Raw genomic sequence first — 24313 nt, 5'->3', positions numbered from 1 at the left:
TACCCCTTCTTTGTCAGTGCCTCCCGGCATCATGGGGCCATGCGTGCGGCCCGGCTCATCAGGATGGTCCTGCTCCTCCAGGCGCGGGCGGCCATGACCGCCGGTGAGCTGGCGCGGGAGCTGGAGGTGTCGGAGCGGACGGTGATCCGGGACGCGCAGGCCCTGTCGGAGGCGGGGGTGCCGGTGTACGCGGACCGGGGGCGGGCCGGTGGATACCGGCTGGTCGGGGGGTACCGCACCCGGCTGACGGGGCTGGGGCGCGACGAGGCGGAGGCGCTGTTCCTCAGCGGGGTGCCGGGGGCGCTGCGGGAGATGGGGCTCGCGGACGCGGCGTCGGCGGCCCGGCTGAAGGTGGCGGCGGCGCTGCTGCCCTCCCTCCAGGACGCACCCCGGGCCGCGGCCCAGCGCTTCCATCTGGACGCGCCGGGCTGGTTCCGCGCGCCCGAGACACCCGTGCTGCTGCCCGCGCTCGCCGAGGCGGTGTGGGACGACCGCTGTGTCACGGCCCGCTACCGGCGCGGGGACGGCGAGGTGGAGCGGCTGCTGGAGCCGTACGGGCTCGTGCTGAAGGCGGGCGCCTGGTATCTGTGCGCCCGGGTGCCGGATCCGGGGGCCTTCCGCACCTACCGCGTCGACCGGTTCACCTCCGTGGGCGCGGCGGACACCCGGTTCCACCGGGACGAGGACTTCGATCTGCCCGCCCACTGGTCCGCGCAGGCCGAGCGGTTCGCGCGCTCGCTGCTGCGCGCCGAGGCCGTCGTACGGCTGTCCCCCGAGGGGGTGCGCAGGCTGCCGGGCGCCGTCGATGTTCCGGCCGCCCGGGAGGGGCTGGCCGGTGCCGGGGAGCCGGACGGGGCGGGGTGGGTGACGGTGACGCTGCCGGTGGAGTCGGAGGAGGTCGCGTACGCGCAGCTGACCGGGCTCGGCCCCGAGGTGGAGGTGCTGGCGCCGGAAAGCCTGCGGGCGCGCTTCGTGCGGGACGCGGCGCGGCTCGCGGCGCTGTACGGAAAGGAGTGACGCGGCCGCCGTACTCCCGCGTGCGCCCCACCGGTGCAGGCCCGATGCTGGAGCGGTGATGGACGAGACGGAGTTCTGGGAGCTGGTCGACCGCACGCGCGAGGCCGCCGGGGGCGATCCCGAGGACCAGGCCGAGCTGCTGGTGGACCGGCTCACCCAACTGGACCCGGAGCGGGTCCTGGACTTCGCCCGTCACTTCGAGGCCCGTTACAACCGCGCCTACCGCTGGGATCTGTGGGGCGCGGCCTGGGTGCTCCTGGACGGGGCCAGCGACGACGCGTTCGACTTCTTCCGGTGCTGGCTGATCGGCCAGGGCCGGGAGGTGTTCGAGGGCGCCCTGCACGATCCGGACGCGCTGGCCGGGCTGCTGGGCGACTTCGACGAGGAGGTCGACGGCGACGCGGAGGAGCTGGGGTACGCGGCCGACGAGGCGTACGAGCAGCTCACCGGCACCGTGGCGGCCGACCTCGGCATCCCGCCCGCGCCCGCGGAACCGGCGGGCACCCCGGTCGACCTGGAGAACGAGACGCTGCTCGCCGAGCTCTATCCGAGGCTCTGGGCGCGCTTCAAGGGCTGAGGGGGGCGGACGGGGTGGGCGTGGCCGGCGCCCGTGTGGCGGGCGTGTGCGTGGCGGAGGTGTGCGTGGCGCGCGGTGTCGTCGGCGCGGTGGGTGTCCGGCCCTGGAGGCGGGCCGCGGTCTCCCTGATCTCCGGCAGCCGGGCGGTGAGGGCGGCGCCCGGACAGGTGGTCATGAAGCCGTCGTTGTGACCGGAGACGGCGGGCAGCGTGACGGCGGTGCCCGCGCGGAAGCGGCTGTGCCCGTTGCTGGAGACCAGCCGTACCCGCTCGCGCGGATCGATGTCGGCCAGGCCCAGTTTCCAGGCGGCGAGGGCCGCGATGGCGTCCGTCATGGCGCGCGGCACCGGCACGCCCGCGGTGAAGGTGCCGATCGCGGCGATCCCGGCGGTGCGGTGGTTGAAGCCCTGTGCGTGGGCGCCGGTGACGGCCCGGTCGGCGCCGCCCGCCCGGCCCTCGTAGATCGTGCCGCAGCGGTCGACGAGGAAGTTGTAGCCGATGTCGTCCCACTGCCGGACACCGGTCTGCCCGGCGTAGAGACGGCGGATGATCTCGGGGGTGTCGGCGCACCGGTACGCGTTGGACGAGTCGGTGTGGTGCACGAAGACGGCGATCACCTTGTCGTCGTAGCGCGGCGGCGGCTGGCTGTGCCCGGCGGGGGCGCCGGCCAGCCAGGCGGAGCGCGGCACGATCAGGGGCCGCCCGGCGAGGTGGGCGCTCCCGGTGCCGGGCGCGGCGGTGCGCAGGTCGAGGGCGGCGGGCCGGTCGAGCGGGATCCGGGCGGGCCGCTCCACACCGCGCGCGTACAGGGCGAGCGCGAGGACGGCCATCAGACCGGGCAGGGAGCCCAGCAGCACCAGCAGCGGGCCGGGGAGCCGGCTCCGCCGCGAGGGCCGGGGTGGCCGGGGCGCCGGGGCCGGCCGGGGTGACCGGGACCGCCGGAGCAGCCGTGCGGGCCGTGGAAGGCGCGGCAGTCGTGCGGTGAGCGCGCCGCGGATCCCCCTGGCTCTTCGGACGACGGACATGGTCCCACTCTCGGACCGGTCGCCCCTGCCCGCGATGTGCGCTGTGCCACCTGGCGGAACCAACCTCCCGGTCCGGGGCGTTTCTGCGGTTACAGGCACACGTGGCCGGTTCGCCCTCGGCACCCGATCATGTACCTGTGACCCTTCAGCGGGCCCGACCCGCCCGTATGAGGGGTCCGAAGAGAAAGGCGGCTCCGTGGACCTGCTCGATCTGCTCCTGGTGCTGGTGATCCTCCTGTACGCCGCGTCCGGTTACCGGCGCGGCCTGGTGGCCGGGTGTGTCTCGCTGGCCGGGTTCGTCGGCGGCGCGGTCGTCGGCGTATGGGCGCTGCCGTGGGTGACCGGCCAGGTGGCACGGGGCACGGCCACGGCGACGGTGCTCGCGGTGCTGACCGTGCTGGTGCCCGCCGCGGTGGGCCATGAGCTGGCGGGCCGGCTCGCGCTGCGGCTGCGCGGGGGCCTGGACAAGGGCCCGCTGCGGGTGGTGGACGGCGTCGGGGGCGCGGCTGCCAACACGGTCGCGGTGCTGATCGTGGCCTGGGTGGCGGCGAGCGTGCTCAGCGCGGCCCCCTCCCCCGCGCTGACCACGGCGATCCGGGACTCCTCGCTGCTCGGCGCCGTCCAGCGGACGATGCCGGAGACGACGCCCGCCTGGTTCTCCCGGGCCACCTCGGCGCTCACCGACGCGGGCTTCCCGCAGGTCTTCAACCCGTTCGAGAACGAGTCGACGGCGCAGGTGCCGCGGCCCACCGGGGACAGCGTCACGGCGGCCGCGACGAACGCCGCCAAGGCGAGCACGGTCAAGATCGAGGGGGTCTCGGGCAGCGAGGGCCGGGAGGGCAGCGGGTTCGTGTTCGCGCCGGGGCGGGTGATGACCAACGCGCATGTGGTGGCGGGCATCACCCGGCCGAGCGTGCGGGTGGGCGGGGTCGGCCCGGTGTATCCGGCGCGGGTGGTGCTCTTCGACCCCGACCGTGATGTGGCGGTGCTGTATGTGCCGGGGCTCACCGCGCCGGTGCTGCGCTTCGACACCGGTGCCTCGCGCGGGGACTCGGCGGTGGTGGCGGGCTATCCGCAGGACGGCAGCCTGAACCTCCAGGCGGCGACCGTGGGGAACCTGGTGCGGGCGACCGGGCAGAACATCTACAGCGACGGCGCGGTCACCCGGGAGATCTACTCGATCCGCTCCACGGTCCGGCCGGGCAACTCCGGCGGCCCGCTGCTGACGACGGACGGCCGGGTGTTCGGGGTGGTGTTCGCCCGCTCCACCTCGGACGCCGAGACGGGGTACGTGCTGACGGCGTCCGAGGTGGCGGCGGACGCCCGGCGGGCGGCCACGGCGACGGCGGCGGTGGACACGGGCGCGCTGGTGGGCTGAGCGAGCCTCGCACTCCGCCCGGCGCCCGGCCCGCCTACAGGGCGCGGCCCATGGAGATGTCATCGACGTAGGCGCCGTCGAGGAGGAACTCCTCCGGGCTGACGCCCTCCACGGTGAAGCCCTCGGCCTCGTAGAGCTTCCTGGCCGGGGTGTTGTGGCCGAGCACGCGCAGGTTCAGCCGGCGGGCGCCGCGCGCGCGGGCCTCGGCCACGGCGGCCCGGATCAGCGCCCGCCCCAGGCCCCGGCCGCGGGCCTCCTCGGCGACCACGAAGCCCTGGATCGTGAGGATGTGCGCATGGGCGGGCAGCGGGATCATCTGGACGAGCCGGATGTAGCCGACGACGTGCCCGTCCAGTTCGGCCACGAGGAAGTCCTCGGGCCGGTGGCGCTCGTCGAAGAGCGGCGGGTACGGCGGCTCGGGGCGGGGCATCACCGCGTGCAGGGTGGACCAGGTGGCCTGGTCGAGGCGGGCGAGGGGTTCCTCGTCGGCGAGCGTGGCTGGGCGTATGTGCGACTCGGGCATGGTGGTCACCCTAAGTCGGGGGTTCCCGGGCGGCCTACGGGATTTCCCTGTCCGCGCTCCGGGCGGTCCAGGGAGCCTTCCCGCTCGCGCTCCGGGCGGTCCAGAGGGCCTTCCCGTCCGCGCTCCGGGCGCGCGCGGGCGCTTCGAGGTGGCGCGCAAGGGCGTCGTGCGGCGCACGGAACGGATGTGACCGTATGCGACCTCCATGCGACCGTGCCCTGTCCATGCGCGACTCCTTACGACCGATCACGGCGCTGATACTCGACCCGAACTCGGGTATCCCTGAAGCCGGTTGGGGGCACAACGTCTCCACCGACCGCTCAGCGCAACCACAGGAGGGGCCTCGTGCTTGAGCCCGCGAACCAGGTGGACGTCGTCATCGTGGGGGCCGGAATCGCCGGACTCTCGGCGGCCCACCGGCTCACCAGCGCAGGAGTAACGACCGCAGTCCTGGAGGCCGCCTCTTGTGTCGGCGGCCGCATGGCGACGGAGAAGGTCGACGGTTTCCGGCTCGACCGGATCGGACAGCTGCTGTCCACGGCGTATCCCGAGCTCCGGCTGACGCCGGGGCTGGACTCCCTGGTCCTGCGGTCCTTCGCGCCGGGTGTGCTGCTGCATCGCGACGGGCGCACCCATCGGGCGGGTGCGCCGGCGAACGGAGGAGGCGCGAGGGGCGCACTCCATGCGGTGCGCGCCCTGGCGAGCGCCCCCAGGGGAGCGGCGGCGCCGCCCGGAAGGGGCGGTGGCGCGCCGGTGGGCGGCGCGATGGACCAGGCGCGGCTCGGCGCGGCGCTGAGCCGGATCGCCGCGATGCCGGTCGAACGGCTGCTCGCCCGCCCGGAGCTGCCGGCCGCGCAGGCCCTCGCCGCCCGGGGGGTCCCGGCCCGCACGGTCGAGGGGTTCCTGCGGCCGCTGCTCGCCGCGCTGCTGTGCGACCCGGAGCTGACGACGTCCAGCAGGTGTGCGGACCTCGCGCTGCGGGCGTTCGCGGGCGGGCGGCTGTGTGTGCCGGAGGGCGGCGCGGACATGATGCCCGAGCTGATGGCGCGGGCGCTGCCGCGGGGCACGGTGCACACCAGGGTGCGGGTCACCTCAGTGTCCACGACCTCGGTGACCACGGCGGAGCACGGGCTGATCCGCTGCCGCGCGGTGCTGCTGGCGACCGACGCGCGCTCGGCGGCGGAGCTGCTGCCGGGGCTCAGGGTGCCGGAGTTCCATCCGGTGACGGTGGTCCACCACACGACGGACGAGCCGGCGGCGGCGTTCGCCACCGGGGCGTCGCTGCTGCTGGACGCGGACCGGGGCGGGCCGGTGGCGCACACGTCGGTGCTCAGCAATGTGGACCCGAGCCGGGCACCGGGCGGACGGGTGCTGATCTCCTCGACCGTGCTCGGCACCCCGCCGCAGGGCGTGGACACCGCGGTCCGTATCCATCTCTCCCGGCTGTACGGCATGTCCACGCGCCGCTGGGAGACGCTGGCCGTGCATCACACCCCGGAGGCGGTCCCGGTCATGCGCCCCCCGCACGACCTCCGCCGCCCGGTGCGCCTGCTCGCCGGTCTCTACGTCTGCGGCGACCACCGCGGCACCAGCACCCTCCAGGGCGCCCTCCACTCCGCGCACCGCGCCGCCAGGTCCATCCTGTCCGACCTGGGCACCACCGGCTCCCTGCACAGCGCCGACCCGGCCCCGACCATGCCCAAGGCGGCCTGACGCCGGGCCACCACGACGGCGTGGCCCGGCGGTACCGCGTCCGCTCCCGGCCAAGTCGGCCGGGGGCGGCCTCAGTTCAGGGCCGCCACCTTCTCGTGGTACGTCCGCGCCGGGGCCGCGTCCTTGTAGGGCTCCAGGCGGCGTTCGAAGTCGCGGATGTACTCGATGGCGCGGGCGCTGCGCATCTCGGCGGCCTGGGCCGCGGCCTCCGTGGCCAGTGCGCACGCCTGGTCGAGTTCGCCGAGACCGAGGCGGGCCGTGGCGAGGACGACCCGGCAGAAGAGCCGGCTGCGGGCGTACGCGGGGGCGCGCAACTGGAGCGAGCGCTCCGCGTGTTGCGCGGCCGCCCGGAACTGCTGGAGGTCCCGGTGGCAGTGCCCCAGCTCGTCCGCGAGCTGTGCCTCGTCGAAGAACCGCGCCCAGTACGGCACTTCGTCCCCGGGCCGGGCCGCCTCCAGCGCCCGCTCGGCCCGCACCAGCGCCGCCGTGCACGCCCGCACCTCCCCCAGCACCCCGTGCGCCCGTGCCTCCGCCGCGTGCAGCAGTGACTGCACGGCCGGCGGTCCCCCGGTGCCGATCCCCTGCTGGGCGACCCGCGCCAGCTGCACCGCCTCCCTGCCGTGCCCGAGGTACACCGCCTGCCTGCTCATCGTGACCAGCACGAAGGAGCCGTACGGCCGGTCCCCCGCCGCCTGTGCGAGCCGCAGCGCCTGCACGAAGTACCGCTGGGCCAGCCCGTGCGCGGCGATGTCGTACGACGTCCAGCCCGCGAGCCGGGTCAGGTCCGCGGCCGCCGAGAACAGCCGGCGCCCGGTGCCCTCGTCGTAACTGCCGCGCAGCATCGGCTCGCACTCGTGCTCCAGATACCGCACCAGCGCCTGCCGCGCGTGGCCGCCGCCGAACCGGTCGTCCAGGGTGCGGAACAGCTCGCCCACCGAGCGCAGCGCGGCGATGTCGCCCGCGCCGACCCGGTGCCCGGGGATCCGCTCCAGGGGGCCGCGCGGCCGGGGCCGTCCGACCGGTGTCCGCAGCACGCCCGGACGCCCCTGTGCGGGCACCCGGGGCGCGGGCTCCCGGGCCACCCGGTCGTCGGGCTTGCCGATCAGCCAGTCCCGGCTGGGCACGACGAGCCCCGCCGGGGTGAACGCGATCTTGCGCAGCTCGGCATGGCTGCCGGAGTCCTTGCGCCACAGCCCGCTGACGATGTCCACGGCCTCCTCCGGGGTGGCCGCGAACTCCAGCCCGGCGTACACCGGCGCACACGCGTCCAGGCCGAGATCCTGGGCGGAGAGCCGGCGCCCGAGCCGGCGGGTGAACACCTCGGCGATCAGCGCGGGTGTCGTACCTCTCGGCTGCTGGCCGCGCAGCCAGCGAGTGACGGAGGTCTTGTCGTATCTGAGATCCAGCCCGTGTTCCAGGCCGAGCTGGTCGACGCGCCGGGCCAGACCCGCGTTGGAGAACCCCGCCTCTGCGATGAGCGCGGCGAGCTGGCGGTTGGGGGTGCGCTGCGCGGGTCGGTCCGTCATCTGTGGTGCGGTCTCCTGCCTCCGGGCGTCGTGACGTGCCGGGATTGCCTGTGAGCAGCCCTTTTGGCCTCATGGACGGCGCGAATGTAGCGGAGAGTGAGCACCCGGCCGGATACTTCAGCTTTCATTCATCCGATCGTGTGAGGATCGCCCGCAGGGCTGACAGCTCGCGGACGCACGTACAGTGGCGTGGGCGCGTTATGTGCCTGACATCGCTAGGGAGGCGCTTGCCGTGAGTGAATTGCGGTTCGTCCGTATGGGGTTCGGCGCGGAGGCCGTCGACTACCAGGAGGCATGGGACGAGCAGCGCCGGGTGCACGCCGCCCGGTTCGCCGACGAGATCCCGGACACGCTGCTGCTCCTGGAGCACCCTCCGGTCTACACGGCGGGCCGGCGCACGGAGGACAGCGAGCGGCCGCTGGACGGCACCCCGGTGATCGACGTGGACCGCGGCGGCAAGATCACCTGGCACGGTCCGGGCCAGCTGGTGGGCTACCCGATCCAGAAGCTCCCGCGCCCGGTGGACGTGGTGGCGCATGTACGACGCCTCGAAGAGGCCCTGATCCGCACCTGCGCGGAGTTCGGCCTGGAGACCACCCGCGTCGAGGGGCGCAGCGGCGTGTGGGTGCTCGGCGACCCCGTCGAGCAGCGGCCCGCGATCGGCGGCCTCTCCCTGGACTTCGACCCCCGGCTGACCGACGAGGAGTTCGACCCCCGGCTGAACGGCCCCGAGTACGCTCCCTCCAACGCCGGCCAGCGCCGCGAGGACCGCAAGATCGCCCAGATCGGCATCCGCGTCGCCAAGGGCGTCACCATGCACGGCTTCTCGTTCAACGTCTGCCCCGACATGAAGTGGTTCGACCGCATCATCCCCTGCGGCATCCGCGACGCGGGCGTGGCCTCCCTGGCGAGCGAGCTGGGCCGGGACGTCACGGTGGAGGAGGTCGTACCGGTGGCCGAGAAGCATCTGCGGGAGGTCCTGGAGCACGCCGACCTGAGGCCCCGGCCGATCGAGAAGGCGTCCGCCTGACGATCCCCCGGACGGGAATGCGCCCTGCGGTCATGAGGTTGATCTCGTCGCCAGGGCGTGCAGAACACGGGCGTACCCTGGGGGACGCCGAAGAATCAAAGCTGAGGGAGCCGGTCGTGTCCGCAGTCGCACCCGACGGACGCAAATTGCTGCGCCTGGAGGTCCGCAACAGCCAGACCCCCATCGAGCGCAAGCCCGAGTGGATCAAGACCCGGGCGAAAATGGGCCCCGAGTACACCAAGATGCAGAACCTCGTGAAGAGCGAGGGCCTGCACACGGTGTGCCAGGAAGCCGGCTGCCCGAACATCTACGAGTGCTGGGAGGACCGCGAGGCGACCTTCCTCATCGGCGGCGACCAGTGCACCCGTCGCTGCGACTTCTGCCAGATCGACACGGGCAAGCCCGAGGCGCTGGACCGCGACGAGCCCCGCCGGGTGGGCGAGTCCGTGGTCACGATGGACCTCAACTACGCCACCATCACCGGTGTCGCCCGCGACGACCTGGCGGACGGCGGTGCCTGGCTGTACGCCGAGACCGTGCGCCAGATCCACCAGCAGACCGCGGAGCGCGCGAGCGGCCGTACGAAGGTCGAACTGCTCGCCCCGGACTTCAACGCGGTCCCCGAGCAGCTGGCCGAGGTCTTCGAGTCCCGCCCCGAGGTCTTCGCGCACAACGTCGAGACGGTGCCCCGGATCTTCAAGCGGATCCGCCCCGGCTTCCGCTACGAGCGGTCCCTGAAGGTCATCACGGACGCCCGTGACTTCGGTCTGGTCACCAAGTCCAACCTGATCCTCGGCATGGGCGAGACCCGCGAGGAGGTCAGCGAGGCGCTCCGGCAGCTGCACGAGGCCGGCTGCGAGCTGATCACCATCACGCAGTACCTGCGCCCCTCCGTGCGCCACCACCCCGTCGAGCGCTGGGTGAAGCCGCAGGAGTTCGTGGAGCTGAAGGAGGAGGCCGAGCAGCTCGGCTTCTCCGGTGTGATGTCCGGCCCGCTGGTGCGCTCCTCGTACCGCGCCGGCCGCCTGTACCAGATGGCGATCGAGAAGCGCGGGAGCTATGTCGCCGGCCAGGCGGTGTGAGCCCGCACCCCCCGCCGGTGTGTGAATTCGCGCACAAGTGATTACTGGCCAGTAGAGGCCGGTTCGACGCGGTCCTGACCGTCCTCCCTGATGGGGGCGCCCGTCAGGGCCGCGTCAGGGTTTGTGGGTCCCATATCAAGGCTTCATTGGTGTTTGACCGCTCGGACACGCCCTGGTAACACCGATCAGTGACCCTCGAATCACGCCTCGTACACCACCCGCTCGCAGGGGGTATCTCGACCATGCAGGCCTCGCCGGTACGCGCCACCGCCCTCCCCTCCTTCACCGACGCCCTTCGCGCCGTCGAGTCGCTGCTGATGAGCGGCGGCCAGCGCACCGCCCGCCGCAATGCCTGGACCTCGGTCCTGGAGGACCGCCGCCGGGCCAAGGACCGGGTGGAGGCGCAGCGCTTCTACGAGCGGTCCGCGGACGGCTCGTAGCACCGCCGCCCCTCGCGGGCACTGCCGTCGTCCGCGCTCCCGGGGCCACGTAGACTTCGTGCCATGGCGAGGAAGGAAACCGCGGCGGACGCCGCGAATGCCGGGCGACTGAAGCAGATCGCCCTCACATACAAGATGACCCGCAAGGTCGACACCAAGATCGGCCTTGTGCTCGCGGCGGTCGGCCTCGGCACGCTCGCGGTGTTCCTCGTGATCGGCTTCTTGCTGGGCCACCCGGTGTACCTGGGCGTCTTCGGTCTGTTGGTGGGCCTGCTGGGGGCGGCGGTCGTGTTCGGCCGCCGGGCCGAGCGGGCCGCCTTCGGTCAGATGGAGGGCCAGCCGGGCGCGGCGGCGGCGGTGCTGGACAACGTCGGCCGGGGCTGGACCACCACTCCCGCGGTGGCGATGAACCGCAGCCAGGACGTGGTGCACCGCGCGGTCGGCAAGGCCGGCATCGTGCTGGTCGCCGAGGGCAACCCGAACCGGGTGAAGAGCCTGCTGGCCGCCGAGAAGAAGAAGATGAACCGCATCGTCGCCGATGTGCCGGTGCACGACATCATCGTGGGCACCGGCGAGGGCCAGGTCGAGCTGAAGAAGCTGCGCACCACCATGCTGAAGCTGCCGCGGGTGCTGACCGGCCCCCAGGTGACCACCACCAACGACCGGCTGCGCGCGCTCGGCGACCTGATGAGCAACATGCCGGTGCCGAAGGGTCCGATGCCCAAGGGCATGCGGATGCCGAAGGGCGGCAAGAGCGGCCGCTAGGCACGCGAAGCGATACGACTCGACCTGACTCGACTCGCTGTACGACGATGGGGGCGCCCGGTTCACACCGGGCGCCCCCATCGTCGTACTCGCTCGCCCCTAGGGGTTTCCGTGGGGCTCCCCGGGGGTCAGACGCGGACCTCGACCGTCTTGGCCAGCCGGTCGTGCAGACCGCGGCCGTCGCGGTCCCAGACCAGGGCGGGGATGGCGAGGCACAGCAGGACGGTGCGGACCAGGGAGCGCAGCGGGTTGACGGTGCCGGTCTCCAGGGCCACGACCCGGATGCCGAACAGGCGCTTGCCCGGGGTGAAGCCGATGGTGCCGACCAGCAGGGCGCTCATCACGAAGAAGACGCCGAGCGCCCAGTTGCCGGTGCCCTGGTCGTAGCCATGCGTGATCAGGCTGTATGCGATCAGCAGGCACAGCGCCCAGTCGACCGCGATGGCCCCGAGCCGCCTGCCCGGCCGGGCCAGGGAATTGGGGCCCTCCTCGGGAAGACCCAGCTGCTCACCCCGGTAACCGAAGTCCGCGCCGGCGTCTTCCATGGCCGCGCGAGGGCCGGAGAGCCACGATCCGATTGCCTGCCTGTTGTCCACCCGACCACGGTACTGCGTCCCCATATGACCGGGGGACGCCGGGGTGTCCCGGGGCTACGGTTGAGGAGTGGCCGGTTAACTTCTGCGAAACAATCGGGTCACGCCGGAGAAATCACCCGTCCCTAGGGTCAGGACGAGCGTGTGCCACCGCACTGGCCGCACGAACGATCTACCACCCCGGCGAGGACGGTCGGGAGTAGGAGGAGCTGGATGTTCCAGAACGCCGACGAGGCCAAGAAGTTCATCGCGGACGAGGACGTCAAGTTCATCGACGTCCGGTTCTGCGACCTGCCGGGCATCATGCAGCACTTCACCGTGCCCGCGGAGGCGTTCGACCCGGACGAGGAGCTGGCCTTCGACGGATCGTCGATCCGCGGTTTCCAGGCCATCCACGAGTCCGACATGGCGCTGCGGGCCGACCTGTCCACGGCCCGTGTCGACCCGTTCCGCCGGGACAAGACGGTCAACATCAACTTCTTCATCCACGACCCGATCACGGGCGAGCAGTACTCCCGTGACCCGCGCAACGTGGCCCGCAAGGCGGAGGCGTACCTCGCCTCGACCGGCATCGCGGACACCGCGTTCTTCGGTCCCGAGGCCGAGTTCTACGTGTTCGACTCGGTGCGCTTCCAGACCAGCGCGAACGAGTCCTTCTACCACATCGACTCCGAGGCGGGCGCCTGGAACACCGGCGCCGTGGAGAACAACCGCGGCTACAAGGTCCGCTACAAGGGCGGCTACTTCCCGGTCGCGCCGGTGGACCACTTCGCCGACCTGCGCGCCGAGATCTCCCTGGAGCTGGAGAACTCCGGCCTGAAGGTGGAGCGCCAGCACCACGAGGTGGGCACGGCCGGCCAGGCGGAGATCAACTACAAGTTCAACACGCTGCTCGCCGCCGCGGACGACCTCCAGCTCTTCAAGTACATCGTGAAGAACGTGGCCTGGCGCAACGGCAAGACCGCGACCTTCATGCCGAAGCCGATCTTCGGTGACAACGGCTCGGGCATGCACGTCCACCAGTCGCTGTGGAGCAACGGTGACCCGCTGTTCTACGACGAGGCCGGGTACGCGGGCCTGTCCGACACCGCCCGCTACTACATCGGCGGCATCCTCAAGCACGCCCCGTCGCTGCTGGCCTTCACCAACCCGACGGTGAACTCGTACCACCGCCTGGTGCCGGGCTTCGAGGCGCCGATCAACCTGGTGTACTCGCAGCGCAACCGCTCCGCCGCGATGCGTATCCCGATCACCGGCTCCAACCCGAAGGCCAAGCGCGTCGAGTTCCGCGCGCCCGACTCCTCCGGCAACCCCTACCTCGCCTTCTCGGCGCTGCTCCTCGCGGGCCTGGACGGCATCAAGAACAAGATCGAGCCGGCCGAGCCGATCGACAAGGACCTCTACGAGCTGGCCCCCGAGGAGCACGCGGGCGTCGCCCAGGTCCCGACCTCCCTCGGCGCCGTCCTCGACCGCCTGGAGTCCGACCACGAGTTCCTCCTCCAGGGCGACGTCTTCACGTCCGACCTGATCGAGACCTGGATCGACCTCAAGCGCACCCAGGAAATCGCCCCGTTGCAGCTGCGCCCGCACCCGCACGAGTTCGAGCTGTACTTCGACGTGTGATATCGCCCCAGGTCAGAGCGGGTTCCCGCTCCCCTGGGCCGTGTGTGGGCCGTCGGCCGTGTCCTTCCTCCCTGGAAGGACACGGCCGACGGCCTGTTTCGGGCCCCGGGCCGCGAACGGCTGTGGTCTGCCGTTCAGGTCAGTGCATCGGCCCCGCCCAGGCCGGTGACCGCATCCGGGACGCCGAACGCGGCGTCGATGGCCCTACGAGCACGGTCCCGACTGTTCGGCATGAGGTGCGTGTACGTCCGCAGCGTGAATCCCGGGTCGGAGTGACCGAGGTACTCGGCCAGGGCCTTGATGTTCTCCCCCGAGTCCAGCAGCACCGACGCGTAGTAGTGCCGCAAGGCATGCATGCCGTGCTCACGCGACGGCTTGAACCGCTCTCCAGGCAGCCGGCCCGGGATAACGCCAGCCGTAATCAGGGCGGGCTTCCACAGGTACATGTTGAAGTAGTTCCTGTTCAGCGCTTTACGCTCCCGCGAGTAGAACAGCAGCTTCGCTGTGACCGGCGGCCCGTCCGGGGTCTTCCACGGCAAGGTGACGTCGATAGGGGGCCGACGGGTGATGTGCGCGGCAAGCGCCTCCGACACCACGTCGGGCAGCGGAACGTCCCGCAGCTTGCCGCCCTTGGGCGGGGCGAACACCATCTGCGGACCGACCAGCTTGACCTGTCGCACGACGTGCACCGCTCCCCCAACGAAGTCGACTTCGTCGACGGCGAGCCCGAAAATCTCACCCTGCCGTAGACCGCACCCGGCACCGACATCGACGGTCGGCGCGTACTGGCTTGGGAGCCCGTCCCGGACCGCGATCACACGCTCACGCGTCCAGGGCTTGATCTTCCGCCGGTCCAGCTTGGGCGCCCGCACGGAGCCTGCGCGGCAGGGGTTCCGGGTCAAAATGCCGTCGTCCACGGCGGCGCCGAACACAGCGGAGACGTTCGCGAAGACCGTCCGCTGATACGACGCTGCCATGCCGGAGTCTGCGAGGGCCCGCGCCCACGTGCGGATATGGGCGGGTTGGAAGGCGCTCAGAGAGCGAGAACCGATGTAAGGGAAGGCGTGCAGCCGGAACCTCAGCTCCATGTTCACGATGGTGGAAGGGTCCGTGGTCTGGGACGCCAGCCACTGAGTAGCGAACTCCCTGAACGTCTCCTTGCCGGCTGACGGGTCAACGTACTGGCCCCGGGTCATGTCAGCCGCGATCTGTGACAGCCACGCCTCTGCGAGCCGCTTCTGTTTGTCTGGGAAGGACTTGCTGCGTTCGCTTCCGTCCGGGGCGACATAGCGGGCCCGGTAGCGGAGGCCCGTGCCGTACCGCTCGGTCTTTACCCTGATCGTTTTCCCATTGGGTGCCGTCTCGGTCTTGTACCAACGGTCTTGGATGTGGCCGGCCATTCGGTGGCGGTCCTCTCGACATGCAGCAGGGAGAGCCGCCCATGGCGGCTCTCCCTGCTGTCTCGGGGTTGGTTGGCTACGCTGCGTCCTGGTCGGTGATCTTGCGCTGGCTGACATAGGCGCGCACGTCGGCCGGGTCGTAGCGGAGGTGCTTACCGACCCGGAACCCGGGCGGCCCCGTGCGCTTCCTGCGCCACTGGTAGACGGTTTCGAGCGACACACCGAACATGTCGGCGATGTCGTCAGGGGTGAGGTATCGGTCCGGGAGACCGCCCCGGAGGGTGGCGCGAGCATCGAGCTTGGCGGGTGCGGGTGTGCTCAACGAGTCCTCCGCGAGTTGGAAATACATTGCGCTGAGTCGTGACTCATCGCGACTCAGAGCGGGTTGGCGGGGGCTTGAGTCGCGATGAGTCACGACTCAGGCAGATGTGGTGCGGACTGCTTGAGGGTGAGGCCGGTGTAGGTGGCGACCTGTTGGCCGTAGGCGTCCCGGGGCCGTGTGCGGCTGAGCTGGGGGACCACGGACAGGAGGTTGCGGCCGAAGACCTGTTTAGTGCCGGGCTTGACGCCGTTGTCCTCGGCCCAGTCCCGCCAGACCGACCACAGGGCGTCCACGGGCACGCTGCACGTGACCCCGGTGGTGCACCGTTCGCGGACGAACGCGCTGGTGGGCGAGGCGGTGTCGCGCATGGTGGTGACCGCTTCGCAGCTGGAGGCGGGTTCCGTGATCCGGCGGGTGCGCTGGAGACGGACGAGCCCTTCCAGGGCCCAGTTGAGGATGCCGGGCATCTCGGCGATCAGCCGGTCGGTGAGGGTGGGGTCTTCCTTGCCCAGCCACGACAAGCGGGTGTTGAGCAGGACGAACCGGTTCGCGATGACGCCGGAGGAGTCGCCGAACTGAGGCAGTTCGTTGGACAGGATCACCAGCCGGGAGGGCAACTTGCCGGTCCACGGCTCGCGGTACTTGCGGTCGATGTCGATGGTGTCCTCGCCCGAGATGGTCAGCAGCCGCTCCACCACCTGGGTGTTGTCGTTGCCGGACAGCCGGGCGTCGGAGATGACCGCCAGTGACTTCCCGATGAGCGTGGACAGGCCGAAGTTCGAGCCGAGACCGGCGAGGGTCGGCCCGGCCAGGTTCTCCTTGCCGACCAGCGCTTTCAGCACCCGGGCGATCGTGCCCTTCCCGGAGCGGGACGGCCCGACCATGAGCAGGATCTTCTGTAGGTCGGTGCGACCCGACAGGACGTAGCCGAACCACTCCTGAAGCGCAGTGATGGAGTCGGGGTCGTCGGGCCAGACGTCGGACAGGAAGCGCTCCCAGTCCGGGGCCGTGGCGTCGGGATCGTAGTCGAACGGGACGGACACAATGTTGAAGAACCCGGCGGTGTGCGGCAGCAGGGCGCGGTCGCGGATACGGAGAAGGCCGTTCCCGCACGCGACGATCGGCCCGTCCAGCGGGGTACTCGCGCCGGCGCGGTCGACCCATGACGGGGTGTCGGTGTCGGTCGGCAGCAGGGTGACGGAACCGAGGGCATCGAGCAGGTTGCTGATCTTCTGCTTGGTGGGCGCCCAGTCGCGTTCCTCGGTCTCGCCGTCCTTGGTCGGGGCCCGGTAGACGGCGTACTCCAGCCGCTCGTACATGGCCTTGCGGACCTGGGCTTCATCGATCTCACGCCAGCACGTGCCCTGCCACCGCATCCAGGATGCCCGCCAGCGCCGGTGGGTGAGCTGTCCGTCCTCGGTCTGCCAGTCGGGCAGGAGACGCCGGGCGACAGCAAGCGGGTTGGAGGGCGCGGGCAGCTCCTCGGTGTCGGTCATGCGGCGGCCCTCTCGTCCGCGTCCGGCGCGGGCGTGCCGGTGCAGAAGTGCTTGTGGGCGGCGTACTCCGTGACCAGGGCGGCCACGGCGTCCTGTCCGCGGGCAGTGCGGGTCTGGCCGCAGGGGCAGGCGTAGGCGGCGGTGGGGGTGCCGTCGTAGCGCTTGGCCCAGCGGGCGCCGTCGTAGTGGTGGCGGTAGACCGGCGGGGCGGAGATCCGGATACCGGGCCGCTCCGGTGTCGGGTCCTCGGCGTCGTGGCCGGTGTGGTCGGTCGGGTGCGGGTCAGGGAGAAGAGTATTTCGGACGCCCTGACGGGCGGCGCCTTTCGGCTCGCCCACGGCCGCACGGGGCACAGCCTGTTCGGCGGCGCGGGGCTGGCCGGGGGTGGGGGTGACGCTCTTCAGGGAGGGGCGGGAGGGGGCGTTCATGCCGCCTGCCTGCGGGCATGGTTGTGGCGGATGGACCAGTTCAGAGCGCTGCGGAGGGTCGAGCGGCACTCGGCCGCGGACAGTCCGGCCGCCTCCCCCGCCTCCTGAAGAGCCTGTTCGACCACGTGCCGGGGGAGGTCGCCCCACGCGACGAACCGTCCCAGGGCGCGCGCCGCCCGCAGCAGCACCGCATTCCGCGCCCCGGACGGGGCCGAAGCCACGTTCCGCGCCTCGTTGTTGAGTGCCACGTCCGCGTATCGGCGGGATTGCCCCGTAGCGGCCACGGACGCCCCCTGAGGCGCTTTGGGGGCCGGGCGGAGGATGCTCAGCAGCCATCCGGGCACAGCGGCAGCCTCAGGGCCGCACAGCGCCTCGTACGTCCCCGCCGGGGTGGTGCTGCCCGCGGCGACGACGTAGCCACCCCACGCCCGGGTGTCCACCAACTCACCAACAGTTCCTGCCGTGTTGGTCAGCCTCGCCCCGGCGGGGGCGGTGAAGTACAGGTGCGTCCCGCCGCTCGCGGTCCGGGTGCGGTAGGTGGCGGGGACGGCGTGGCCGGCGCGCTCGCAGAGCGCTCGAAAGGTCTCCGCGCCGCCAGGCGCGTCCGGACTGCTCTTGTCCTTGGGCATGTCCAGGTCGACCACGACCAGCCCGGACGGGCCGCACGCGATGCCGACGTTGTACGGCGCCCGGTTCCAGGCGGCGTGGATGCGGGCGGGGTCGGTGGTGGCGCGCTGCTCCCACTTCAGGTGGCCGTTCGCGCACGGGCCGGTGCCGGGGCAGGACGTTTCCCCGTGCAGGGCGGGCCGCTTGGTGCCGGGGCGCAGGGGGAAGACATGCCAGCGGCGTGCGGCGGCGTCCAGCGCGGCGTTCAGCAGCGCGGGACGGGCGTCATGGGTCATGCTGTGACCTCCACTGTTCAGTTGGGTGGAACGAGGGCGGCCCCGGTCTTTGGCGAGAGGGGGCCGCCCTTGGTGCATCTAGAAGGGGGGTTCGGTGCTCCACGGGTCGCGGTAGGCGGCGCGGCGGCGCAGCGGGCGGGGCAGTCGCGGGAGCGGGAGCAGGACCGCGCACCACGGGGTGGAGCAGTCGCAGTGGTACCAGTGGGTGCCGGCGTACTCGCCGGTGTCGTCGCCGTAGTCGAGGGCGATGCCGCCCTCGCCGTGGCAGTCGGGGCAGTTGGGCCGGGCGGCGTCGAGCAGGGTCAACGCCCGGCGGGGACAGCCGATGACCCGCAAGCGGAGTCGCATCACAGCGGTCGGTCTCCTTCGCTCAGCCGTGGAAGTGGTTGCGCTTGATGACCGCGCGGCGGATGTTCACCGTGGTTCCCGCCTTGTGGTGGCCCTTGGCAGTGAGTGCCTGGACGGCGATGAATCCGCCGAGGAGGACGGCGGCGAGGGTGATGAGCTGGGTGATGAGCGCGGTCAGGGCGGTGATGAAGGTGGTGAGCATCAGCAGCCCGCCGCAGACGGCGAGGAACCCGACGCCGCCGAGGGCGACGTTGACCGCCGCACGGGAGAGGGCCGGCTTGACGGCGACGGGTTCGGGCTGGGGGTGAGGGACGGCGTAGCCGGTGACGACTCGCCCGTCCGGCAGGAGGATGCTCGCCGTGGCCGGTACCGTGTCCGGCTGGAGCGGTACGAGCGGCGCCGGGACCACCACGGCCGGGGCGACGGGGCTGGACTGATGGACCTCGACGGCCCTCAGTACGGGCGCGGTGTGGTCGTTGTGCGAGTGCATGCGGAATCCCTTCCGGGCATGGCTCAGGGAGGCGGAGGCACCCCCTTCCGAGGTCGCTCTGGAGGGGGTTTCGGGGTGCTGACCTGCGGGCCTCCCTGACTCCCTGAACGATCATTCACGCAGGTCAAGGCCAGGGAGGCGGGTCAGGGAGGGGTTCAGGGAGTTCTCCCTGCCTCCCTGACCCTGCACGGTCCGGCTCCCTGCCGTCAGACGGCAGAAGCGGAACCGGTGTCGTCGCGGTCGGCGAGGGCGCGGGTGAGGCGGTCGCGGCTGATGACCATCACGCCGTCGGACTTGTAGGGTTCGGCGCCGGTGCCGTCGAGGACGCGCTTGAGGTCGATGAACGACCAGCCGCCGTACGCCTGCGGGTTGAGTCCGGCGAGCCGGGTGATGATCTCCTGCGTCCGCACCCGGGCGTCGGTCCCGACCACGCCGGCGATGTCGGCGAGCGGGTCGCGGTCCTCCCCGCGGTCGATGCCGTGCAGGGTGGTGACCCCGTCGCGCAGGGCCTTGGCCCGGTCGGTGATGGCCTTGGCGTCCGTGTCGTTGATGAAGTGGGTGCGCACGGTGATGGAGGTCTGGCCCTTGGGGATCTCGATGCCGTCGGAGGCGACGACGAGGGTGCCCTTGTCGAGTCCCTGGCGCAGCAGGTGCGGGGCGGCGCCGCCGTTGACGGCCTTCTCCCCGAGTGCCATGACGGCCTGCGATTCGGTGCCCAGGGCGAGGGATGCACGGGTGTGGGCGCCCTCGCGGACCAGCTTGGGGAGGTTCTGGTCGGTCGGGTCCTGGGTGCCCTCCCACATCAGCACGTCGACCACGCGGCCCTGGTTGTGGACCTTGCGCACGGCCATGAAGTAGCGGGAGGTGGCCTTGGAGCCGCCGTAGGGGCGCTTGTCGTCGTCCACGGCCGGGCACATGAACGCCACCTGCGCTTCGTCCACCAGCCCGATGAGCGGGGTGAACACCGCGTCGGGGTTGGTGCGGCGGGTCTCGATGCGGCGGTTCATCTCCTCGACCAGGCCCTCCACCATCTCGGTGGCCTCGATGACCTGCTCGTCGGCCGGGCCCTGGATGAGCACGGTGGCGATCCCGTCGAACATGGCCCAGTCGCCGGCGCCCTTGAGGTCCGCGATCCGGAACTCGACCGTCTTGTCGAGCGCCGCCCACAGGGCGAGGGCGCGCAGGGCGGCGGTCTTGCCCTGGTTCGAGAGGCCGGTGACCAGCAGGTGGCGCTGGTACAGGCTGATCGCGGCGGCGTCGCCGCGCAGGTCCTGACCCCACGGGGCCTTGCCGGTCTTGTAGTTGGCGGTCAGGGCGTCGTCGGTCGTGAGCGGGGACGGGCCGATCGGCTCGTCCAGGGCCCCGGAGTCCGCGATCCACAGCCGGACCGTCCGCGCGGCCTGGGGGATGGTGACGAACACCTCGTGCTCGTGCCTGCTGAGGTTTTCGGCGAGCTTGCGGCGCCTGCCCTGCACCTCGTTCGTGGACACCCCGGACGGCAGGGTCACGTCGACCTCGACGCCGCATCCGGCGATCGTGATCGGGGACAGCATGGAGGCGCCGGCGTCGCCCATCTCCGTGATGGCCTTGCGCAGCGCGGGCACGCCGAGGTCGCGCAGGGCCTTGACCACGATCGACGGTGTGATCGGCTCGCCCTCGCCGGAGCGGGCGTTGGGCGGCAGGGCCCACTGGGGGGCGGCGTGCTGGTGGGCGCCGACCGACCACAGGGCGAGCAGGGCGAGGAACGGTCCGATCGTGATCGCGGGACCCCACACCACCCGCACGATCGTGACCATGAGGTCGATGAACCTGACGACCGCCATCAGCGGCGTGACCACCTCGCCGGGGTCCTTGGTGGCAACGGCCATGGCGACGCCGAGCAGGACCAGGCCGCCGACGCCCATACCGGCGCTGATCCCGACGCCCTTGGCCGCGTCGAGGGGGGAGTGGAGGAGGTCCATGCGGCGGCGGTGGCGGGCTTCGCGGTAGCGCTGGCCGCGCTCTTCCCACTCGGCGGCGGCCTCGTGGTTGCCCGCGGCTTCCGCCGCGCGGAGCATGCGTTCGTAGCGGGCGGCGGTGCGGCCGTCCCAGGTGCGGCGGGCCACGATCCGGGCCCCGCCGGCCAGGTAGAGGGAGTGGCGGGCCATGGCGCGGGCGGCCGTGCGCGTGTTCTCGTGCGTGAGGGCCGTCCGGACGGTGCGACCGGAGCGCACCCACAGCGGCACCGGGGGCGCGGCGGGCGGGTCGGGGACCACGGTCAGCTCGGTCACCGGACCGGCCTCGGGCTCAGGTTCGAGGGTGGGTTCCTTGTGCAGGTGGACGACGGTGCCGCTCATGACGGCAGACTCCTGACTGCCCCAAAAGGGGGGGGCGGGAAGTTGAGGGGTGCCGGGGCGGCCGGGTCCGTGGCAGGGGCGGCCACCCCGGGGCGGTGGTGTGGGCGGGTCACGCGCCGGGGCGGGCGGCTACCACCACCGGGACTGCTTCTTGGGCACGATGTAGGGGCAGCCGTTGACCATGTGGTCCACGCACTCCGGGCAGTCCTCACGCGGGCCCAGGTGGCGGTGGGCGTTGCGGGAGTCGTAGGCGTGCCGCCAGCACTGCGGGCACTCGCCGGGAGGCGTGTCGTTGGGGTCCACGCTCACCACCACCCGGAGGACTTCTTCGCCGCGCGGTCGGCGGCGGCCTCGTTCACGACGCGCTGACGCTCGACCTGAAGAGCGGTGATCTCGGCGACGAGGCGGGTCTCGGCGCTCTGCCACGTCGTGTCCAGCTGGCGGTCGGCGCGGGCGGTGCCGTTGCCGCGGTGCAGGCTGTAGGCGCCGGAAGCGACCGCGCCGAGCACGGCGCGGCGCTCACGGCCGTCCAGCGGCCACACCTCCCGCTCGCGGACGGCCTCAAGCTTGCGTTCGGTCTCGCGGATCGCCTTGTCCAGACGGCGGGTGTCGGGCTTGCCCATGTCAGGCACTCCTCAGAGCTTGGGGGTCGGGGAAGGCACAGGGCACGCACGCGCCGAGCGAGGCGGGGATGACGTAGCCGGCGTCACGGCCGCAGGCCGGGCACATGCGGCGGGCGCGGTTGGCCTTGGCCAGGGCCGCCCACCGGGCCTCGGTCATGGGCCGGACGGGCTTGGCGAGGTCGACGCGGTAGAGGTAGGCGACCAGCGGCCCGCGCCGACGGCGCGGGCGCTCCAACTGGGCGGCCACCGACTGGCCACCGGGCCGCAGCCCTTGGGCGCGGAGCTGTCGGCGGGTGGCGTATCCGTCCGGGGCGAGCCGCCACCGGTAGACGGGAAGGGCGCCCATCACTGACTCGCGATGGCGAGTTCAGCGTGCTCGCCCGCGGCGGGGTCGCGGTGTTCGGCGTAGCGGTGGGAGACCCAGCCGACCGACCAGCCGCACAACTCCGCCGCCGACCGGACCGACAGCCCGGCACCGAACGCGGCGGCCACGATCTGGCGGGCCTCGTCCTCCGGGAGCTTGATTGTGGCCGGGCCGCGCTCCAGCAGCGCGGCGCGTTCACGGGCCGCACGCTCCTCGCGTCCACGGCGTTCACGCTCCGCCGCCGCAACACGCTCGCGCTGCTCTGCCTCGGCCCGCTGCCGGGCCTGCTGTTCACGCAGCAGCCGCTCCTGCTCACGCTGTTCACGCTCGCGTTCACGGCGTTCACGGGCCTCCCGCTCGGCAGCCTCCGCGCGGTCGCGGGCCTCGCGCTCCTCGCGCCGCTGCCGCTCTTCACGCTCGGCCGCCTCACGGGCGAGGGATGCCTCGTGTTCACGCTGTTCACGCGCCAGCACGGCGGCGTGCTCGCGCTCCTCCCGCGCCTCCGCACGAGCCTGTGCGGCGCGCTCGCGGGCCGCTTGCTCCCGCCGCTCCCGTTCGGCCTTCTGCTCGGCCTCCAGGGCCGCGACCGCGCGGGCGATGGCGCGACGGTAGGCAAGGCTGGTCTCGGCCGTGACGATCAGCAGCAGCGGCGCCACCGAGTGGACCGCCACGCCCACCAGGTCTTTCTTCAACGCGGAGTCCGCCGTGTTCAGGGCCAGCGTCATGAAGCCGGTCATCCACCGCAGCACGATGGGCCACCGGCCGCCGTGCCCGCCCAACCGGGCGAGCACGTCATCGAGCTTGACCACGATGACCACGGCGGCATCCACCACGAGAGGCAGGATCGGCGCCGTCCACGCCCACCGGTCGGACGTGTGCTCGGCCATCAACGGTGTCACGGTCAGGACGGAGAAGAGCATCGCCCCGCACACGATCAGCCACGTGCCGCCCGACAGAGCGCGCTCCGCTGAACGGGTCTGAACACTGTTCACGCCGCCCCCTCAACCGGCTTCGCGGCAGGCACGTGGAGGCGGCGGAAGCCGTTGGACGCGGCGTTGTAGATGAACTCCTCACACCGCCACATGAACGCGGCGGCCGGGCGTTCACCACAGGGGTACCACCGGGCCCCGGCGGGCACGCCGTGGGTCGCGGTGTCCGCGCGGGCATCCTCAAGGGAGGCGTAGATGGTGTGCGGCTCGCCGCGGTGCAGCAGCACCGTCAGCGTCCGCCCCTCCATCGACTCTCCCTCCAACTCCTCTCGGAGTCGGCGGATCTCGTTGTCCTTCAGCAGCAGCTCCTGCTGCGCGGCGGACAACGCGTCCATGGCGTGGGAGAGGAGGACGCCCACCTCGTCGGTGGTCGCCTCCGCCCGCTCCGCACGGTCCGTGGCCGCGTACAGCTCACGGGCGTGCCGGACGAACGCCTTGTTCGCCTCCGCCCCGGCCTGCCGGGCACGCTCGCCGGCGGCGCGGGTGTCGTGTTCGAGCTGGGCGAGGCGGGCCCGGGTGACGATGCGGATCACGCGGCACCCCCGAACGCGAGCAGGGCGGTGATCACGAGGAGGGCGCCGCCGGCGAGGGTGAGGTCGACCGCGCGGCGCAGGCTGCGGAACTTGCCGACCGCGAGCCGGGACAGCCCCGCGACGTCGGCCGCCAGGTCCTGGGACAGGGCGTCGGTGATCTGCTCGGGGGTGAGGGTGGCCCACAGCGGGAAGCCGTGGCGGCCGCTCAGGTGGGGGCGGACCGACCACAGCAGCAGTCCGGCCGCCACGAGCAGCAGTCCCATACCGGCGCCGCCGACCAGGCGGGCGGGCACGGTGAGGTGGAGGCTGTGGCCGACGCTCCACGCCCCGGCGAGGACGGCGCCGACGAAGGCCAGCAGGAGACTGGTCTTGCCGTCGGTCCGGGAGATCTCCGACTTCACCTCGGCGTGCGCGGCCGTGAGGCTCTGTCCGGTGGTGGCGCTCATGCGGCACCCCCGGGCAGGCTCGCCGCGGCGGTGCGGGTGGCCAGTGCGGCCCGTTCCGCGAGGACCCGGCGGCGGGCCCGGCGGATGCGGCGGGCGTCCAGCTCGGTCGGGGTGCGGTCGGGGGTGATGATCTGGGCGTCGAGCAGGTCGACGTCCGCCAGGATCAGCGGGATCTCCTGCTCGATCGCGTCCAGCTCCGCGCTGGTCGGGTCCATGAAGTCGGCGAACGCGGTCACCGCGTCCAGAACAGTAATGTGGTCCATCGGGTCGTGTGTCCTCTCACAGGTGGTTGTGCGGCCCGAACAGCGGCCCCGGTGCTCGAACACCGGGGCCGCGCGCCGCTCA

28 protein-coding genes are annotated in these 24313 nt (G+C 72.1%); 9 read left to right on the top strand and 19 right to left on the bottom strand.

The window, feature by feature from the left end; all coding sequences use genetic code 11:
* Positions 1 to 39: 39 nt before the first annotated feature.
* Positions 40 to 1017, top strand: coding sequence for a YafY family protein (locus AB0N90_RS08510; protein ID WP_365194080.1), 978 nt, complete (start codon positions 40 to 42; stop codon positions 1015 to 1017).
* Positions 1018 to 1075: 58 nt separating this feature from the next.
* The gene (locus AB0N90_RS08505) at positions 1076 to 1594 is read left to right on the top strand and encodes a DUF4240 domain-containing protein (RefSeq protein WP_361671222.1); all 519 of its coding nucleotides are present in this window, start codon (positions 1076 to 1078) and stop codon (positions 1592 to 1594) included.
* Here the strand turns inward: AB0N90_RS08505 and AB0N90_RS08500 are convergent.
* The gene (locus AB0N90_RS08500; protein ID WP_365194077.1) at positions 1584 to 2618 is read right to left on the bottom strand and encodes a peptidoglycan recognition protein; all 1035 of its coding nucleotides are present in this window, start codon (positions 2616 to 2618) and stop codon (positions 1584 to 1586) included. The two genes, AB0N90_RS08505 and AB0N90_RS08500, sit on opposite strands and share 11 nt — an antisense overlap.
* 196 nt (positions 2619 to 2814) lie before the next feature.
* Here AB0N90_RS08500 and AB0N90_RS08495 point away from each other — a divergent pair, with 196 nt between their 5' ends.
* The gene (locus tag AB0N90_RS08495; RefSeq protein ID WP_361671226.1) at positions 2815 to 3996 is read left to right on the top strand and encodes a MarP family serine protease; all 1182 of its coding nucleotides are present in this window, start codon (positions 2815 to 2817) and stop codon (positions 3994 to 3996) included.
* Positions 3997 to 4030: 34 nt separating this feature from the next.
* Here the strand turns inward: AB0N90_RS08495 and AB0N90_RS08490 are convergent, their stop codons facing one another.
* Positions 4031 to 4519: a GNAT family N-acetyltransferase gene (locus AB0N90_RS08490; protein WP_361671228.1), complete on the bottom strand. Its 489-nt coding sequence runs from the start codon at positions 4517 to 4519 to the stop codon at positions 4031 to 4033.
* Between the two features lie 345 nt (positions 4520 to 4864).
* On the opposite strand from AB0N90_RS08490, the gene AB0N90_RS08485 reads away from it, so the two are divergent.
* On the top strand, positions 4865 to 6232 hold the full coding sequence (locus AB0N90_RS08485) for an NAD(P)/FAD-dependent oxidoreductase (RefSeq protein WP_365194073.1): 1368 nt from the start codon (positions 4865 to 4867) through the stop codon (positions 6230 to 6232).
* A 71-nt stretch (positions 6233 to 6303) separates the two neighbouring features.
* On the opposite strand, the gene AB0N90_RS08480 is transcribed toward AB0N90_RS08485, so the two are convergent.
* A complete protein-coding gene (locus tag AB0N90_RS08480) occupies positions 6304 to 7758 on the bottom strand; it encodes a regulator (protein WP_361671234.1) in 1455 nt (484 codons plus the stop codon).
* A 232-nt stretch (positions 7759 to 7990) separates the two neighbouring features.
* On the opposite strand from AB0N90_RS08480, the gene lipB reads away from it, so the two are divergent.
* The 4 genes from lipB to AB0N90_RS08460 all read left to right on the top strand — a co-directional run bounded on the left by lipB (position 7991) and on the right by AB0N90_RS08460 (position 11075).
* Positions 7991 to 8788 (top strand): lipoyl(octanoyl) transferase LipB, encoded by a 798-nt coding sequence (gene lipB / locus AB0N90_RS08475; RefSeq protein ID WP_037652892.1) that lies wholly within the window; start codon positions 7991 to 7993, stop codon positions 8786 to 8788.
* 116 nt (positions 8789 to 8904) lie between these two features.
* A complete protein-coding gene (lipA, locus tag AB0N90_RS08470) occupies positions 8905 to 9870 on the top strand; it encodes a lipoyl synthase (RefSeq protein WP_037652891.1) in 966 nt (321 codons plus the stop codon).
* 242 nt (positions 9871 to 10112) lie between these two features.
* Complete coding sequence (locus AB0N90_RS08465) at positions 10113 to 10310, top strand: hypothetical protein (RefSeq protein WP_037652890.1); 198 nt, start codon at positions 10113 to 10115, stop codon at positions 10308 to 10310.
* Between the two features lie 63 nt (positions 10311 to 10373).
* Positions 10374 to 11075, top strand: coding sequence for a DUF4191 domain-containing protein (locus AB0N90_RS08460; protein ID WP_365194068.1), 702 nt, complete (start codon positions 10374 to 10376; stop codon positions 11073 to 11075).
* A 128-nt stretch (positions 11076 to 11203) separates the two neighbouring features.
* Here AB0N90_RS08460 and AB0N90_RS08455 read toward each other — a convergent pair whose 3' ends face one another.
* The gene (locus AB0N90_RS08455) at positions 11204 to 11671 is read right to left on the bottom strand and encodes an RDD family protein (protein WP_085564386.1); all 468 of its coding nucleotides are present in this window, start codon (positions 11669 to 11671) and stop codon (positions 11204 to 11206) included.
* A 210-nt stretch (positions 11672 to 11881) separates the two neighbouring features.
* On the opposite strand from AB0N90_RS08455, the gene glnA reads away from it, so the two are divergent.
* Positions 11882 to 13291 carry a type I glutamate--ammonia ligase gene (gene glnA / locus AB0N90_RS08450; protein ID WP_037652883.1) on the top strand — a complete coding sequence of 470 codons (1410 nt, stop codon included), beginning with the start codon at positions 11882 to 11884 and terminating at the stop codon, positions 13289 to 13291.
* 134 nt (positions 13292 to 13425) lie between these two features.
* On the opposite strand, the gene AB0N90_RS08445 is transcribed toward glnA, so the two are convergent.
* From AB0N90_RS08445 to AB0N90_RS08375, 15 genes are all read right to left on the bottom strand, one after another.
* Positions 13426 to 14691 (bottom strand): site-specific integrase, encoded by a 1266-nt coding sequence (locus AB0N90_RS08445; protein ID WP_365194064.1) that lies wholly within the window; start codon positions 14689 to 14691, stop codon positions 13426 to 13428.
* Positions 14692 to 14767: 76 nt separating this feature from the next.
* Positions 14768 to 15040: a helix-turn-helix domain-containing protein gene (locus AB0N90_RS08440; protein WP_365194061.1), complete on the bottom strand. Its 273-nt coding sequence runs from the start codon at positions 15038 to 15040 to the stop codon at positions 14768 to 14770.
* 62 nt (positions 15041 to 15102) lie between these two features.
* Entirely contained in the window at positions 15103 to 16509 is a 1407-nt protein-coding gene (locus AB0N90_RS08435) for a phage/plasmid primase, P4 family (RefSeq protein WP_365194058.1), read from the bottom strand.
* Positions 16506 to 16937 (bottom strand): hypothetical protein, encoded by a 432-nt coding sequence (locus AB0N90_RS08430; RefSeq protein ID WP_365194056.1) that lies wholly within the window; start codon positions 16935 to 16937, stop codon positions 16506 to 16508. The genes AB0N90_RS08435 and AB0N90_RS08430 overlap by 4 nt, the downstream gene beginning before the upstream one ends.
* Positions 16934 to 17839 carry a bifunctional DNA primase/polymerase gene (locus AB0N90_RS08425; RefSeq protein ID WP_365194053.1) on the bottom strand — a complete coding sequence of 302 codons (906 nt, stop codon included), beginning with the start codon at positions 17837 to 17839 and terminating at the stop codon, positions 16934 to 16936. Before AB0N90_RS08425 ends, AB0N90_RS08430 begins: the two co-directional genes overlap by 4 nt.
* Before the next feature lie 78 nt (positions 17840 to 17917).
* Positions 17918 to 18187, bottom strand: a complete 270-nt coding sequence (locus AB0N90_RS08420; RefSeq protein WP_365194050.1) for a hypothetical protein — start codon at positions 18185 to 18187, stop codon at positions 17918 to 17920.
* Between the two features lie 22 nt (positions 18188 to 18209).
* Positions 18210 to 18677, bottom strand: a complete 468-nt coding sequence (locus tag AB0N90_RS08415) for a hypothetical protein (protein ID WP_365194047.1) — start codon at positions 18675 to 18677, stop codon at positions 18210 to 18212.
* 206 nt (positions 18678 to 18883) lie between these two features.
* The gene (locus tag AB0N90_RS08410; RefSeq protein WP_365194044.1) at positions 18884 to 21013 is read right to left on the bottom strand and encodes an FtsK/SpoIIIE domain-containing protein; all 2130 of its coding nucleotides are present in this window, start codon (positions 21011 to 21013) and stop codon (positions 18884 to 18886) included.
* Positions 21014 to 21142: 129 nt separating this feature from the next.
* On the bottom strand, positions 21143 to 21325 hold the full coding sequence (locus tag AB0N90_RS08405) for a pRL2-8 (protein WP_243878354.1): 183 nt from the start codon (positions 21323 to 21325) through the stop codon (positions 21143 to 21145).
* Positions 21319 to 21636 carry a hypothetical protein gene (locus AB0N90_RS08400; protein WP_365194042.1) on the bottom strand — a complete coding sequence of 106 codons (318 nt, stop codon included), beginning with the start codon at positions 21634 to 21636 and terminating at the stop codon, positions 21319 to 21321. The genes AB0N90_RS08405 and AB0N90_RS08400 overlap by 7 nt, the downstream gene beginning before the upstream one ends.
* Position 21637: 1 nt before the next feature.
* Positions 21638 to 21982 carry an RRQRL motif-containing zinc-binding protein gene (locus AB0N90_RS08395; RefSeq protein WP_365194039.1) on the bottom strand — a complete coding sequence of 115 codons (345 nt, stop codon included), beginning with the start codon at positions 21980 to 21982 and terminating at the stop codon, positions 21638 to 21640.
* The gene (locus AB0N90_RS08390) at positions 21982 to 22992 is read right to left on the bottom strand and encodes a DUF2637 domain-containing protein (RefSeq protein WP_365194037.1); all 1011 of its coding nucleotides are present in this window, start codon (positions 22990 to 22992) and stop codon (positions 21982 to 21984) included. Before AB0N90_RS08390 ends, AB0N90_RS08395 begins: the two co-directional genes overlap by 1 nt.
* Entirely contained in the window at positions 22989 to 23522 is a 534-nt protein-coding gene (locus AB0N90_RS08385; RefSeq protein WP_365194035.1) for a hypothetical protein, read from the bottom strand. The genes AB0N90_RS08390 and AB0N90_RS08385 overlap by 4 nt, the downstream gene beginning before the upstream one ends.
* Positions 23519 to 23968: a Pycsar system effector family protein gene (locus AB0N90_RS08380; RefSeq protein ID WP_365194032.1), complete on the bottom strand. Its 450-nt coding sequence runs from the start codon at positions 23966 to 23968 to the stop codon at positions 23519 to 23521. Before AB0N90_RS08380 ends, AB0N90_RS08385 begins: the two co-directional genes overlap by 4 nt.
* Positions 23965 to 24231 carry a DUF6284 family protein gene (locus AB0N90_RS08375; RefSeq protein ID WP_365194029.1) on the bottom strand — a complete coding sequence of 89 codons (267 nt, stop codon included), beginning with the start codon at positions 24229 to 24231 and terminating at the stop codon, positions 23965 to 23967. The genes AB0N90_RS08380 and AB0N90_RS08375 overlap by 4 nt, the downstream gene beginning before the upstream one ends.
* Positions 24232 to 24313: the final 82 nt, after the last annotated feature.

It is taken from the genome of Streptomyces sp. NPDC093018, assembly GCF_040684035.1.
Lineage (GTDB): Bacteria > Actinomycetota > Actinomycetes > Streptomycetales > Streptomycetaceae > Streptomyces > Streptomyces murinus.
Note: the sequence above shows the minus strand (reverse complement) of the source record. Positions and strands in the feature narration are given on the sequence as shown.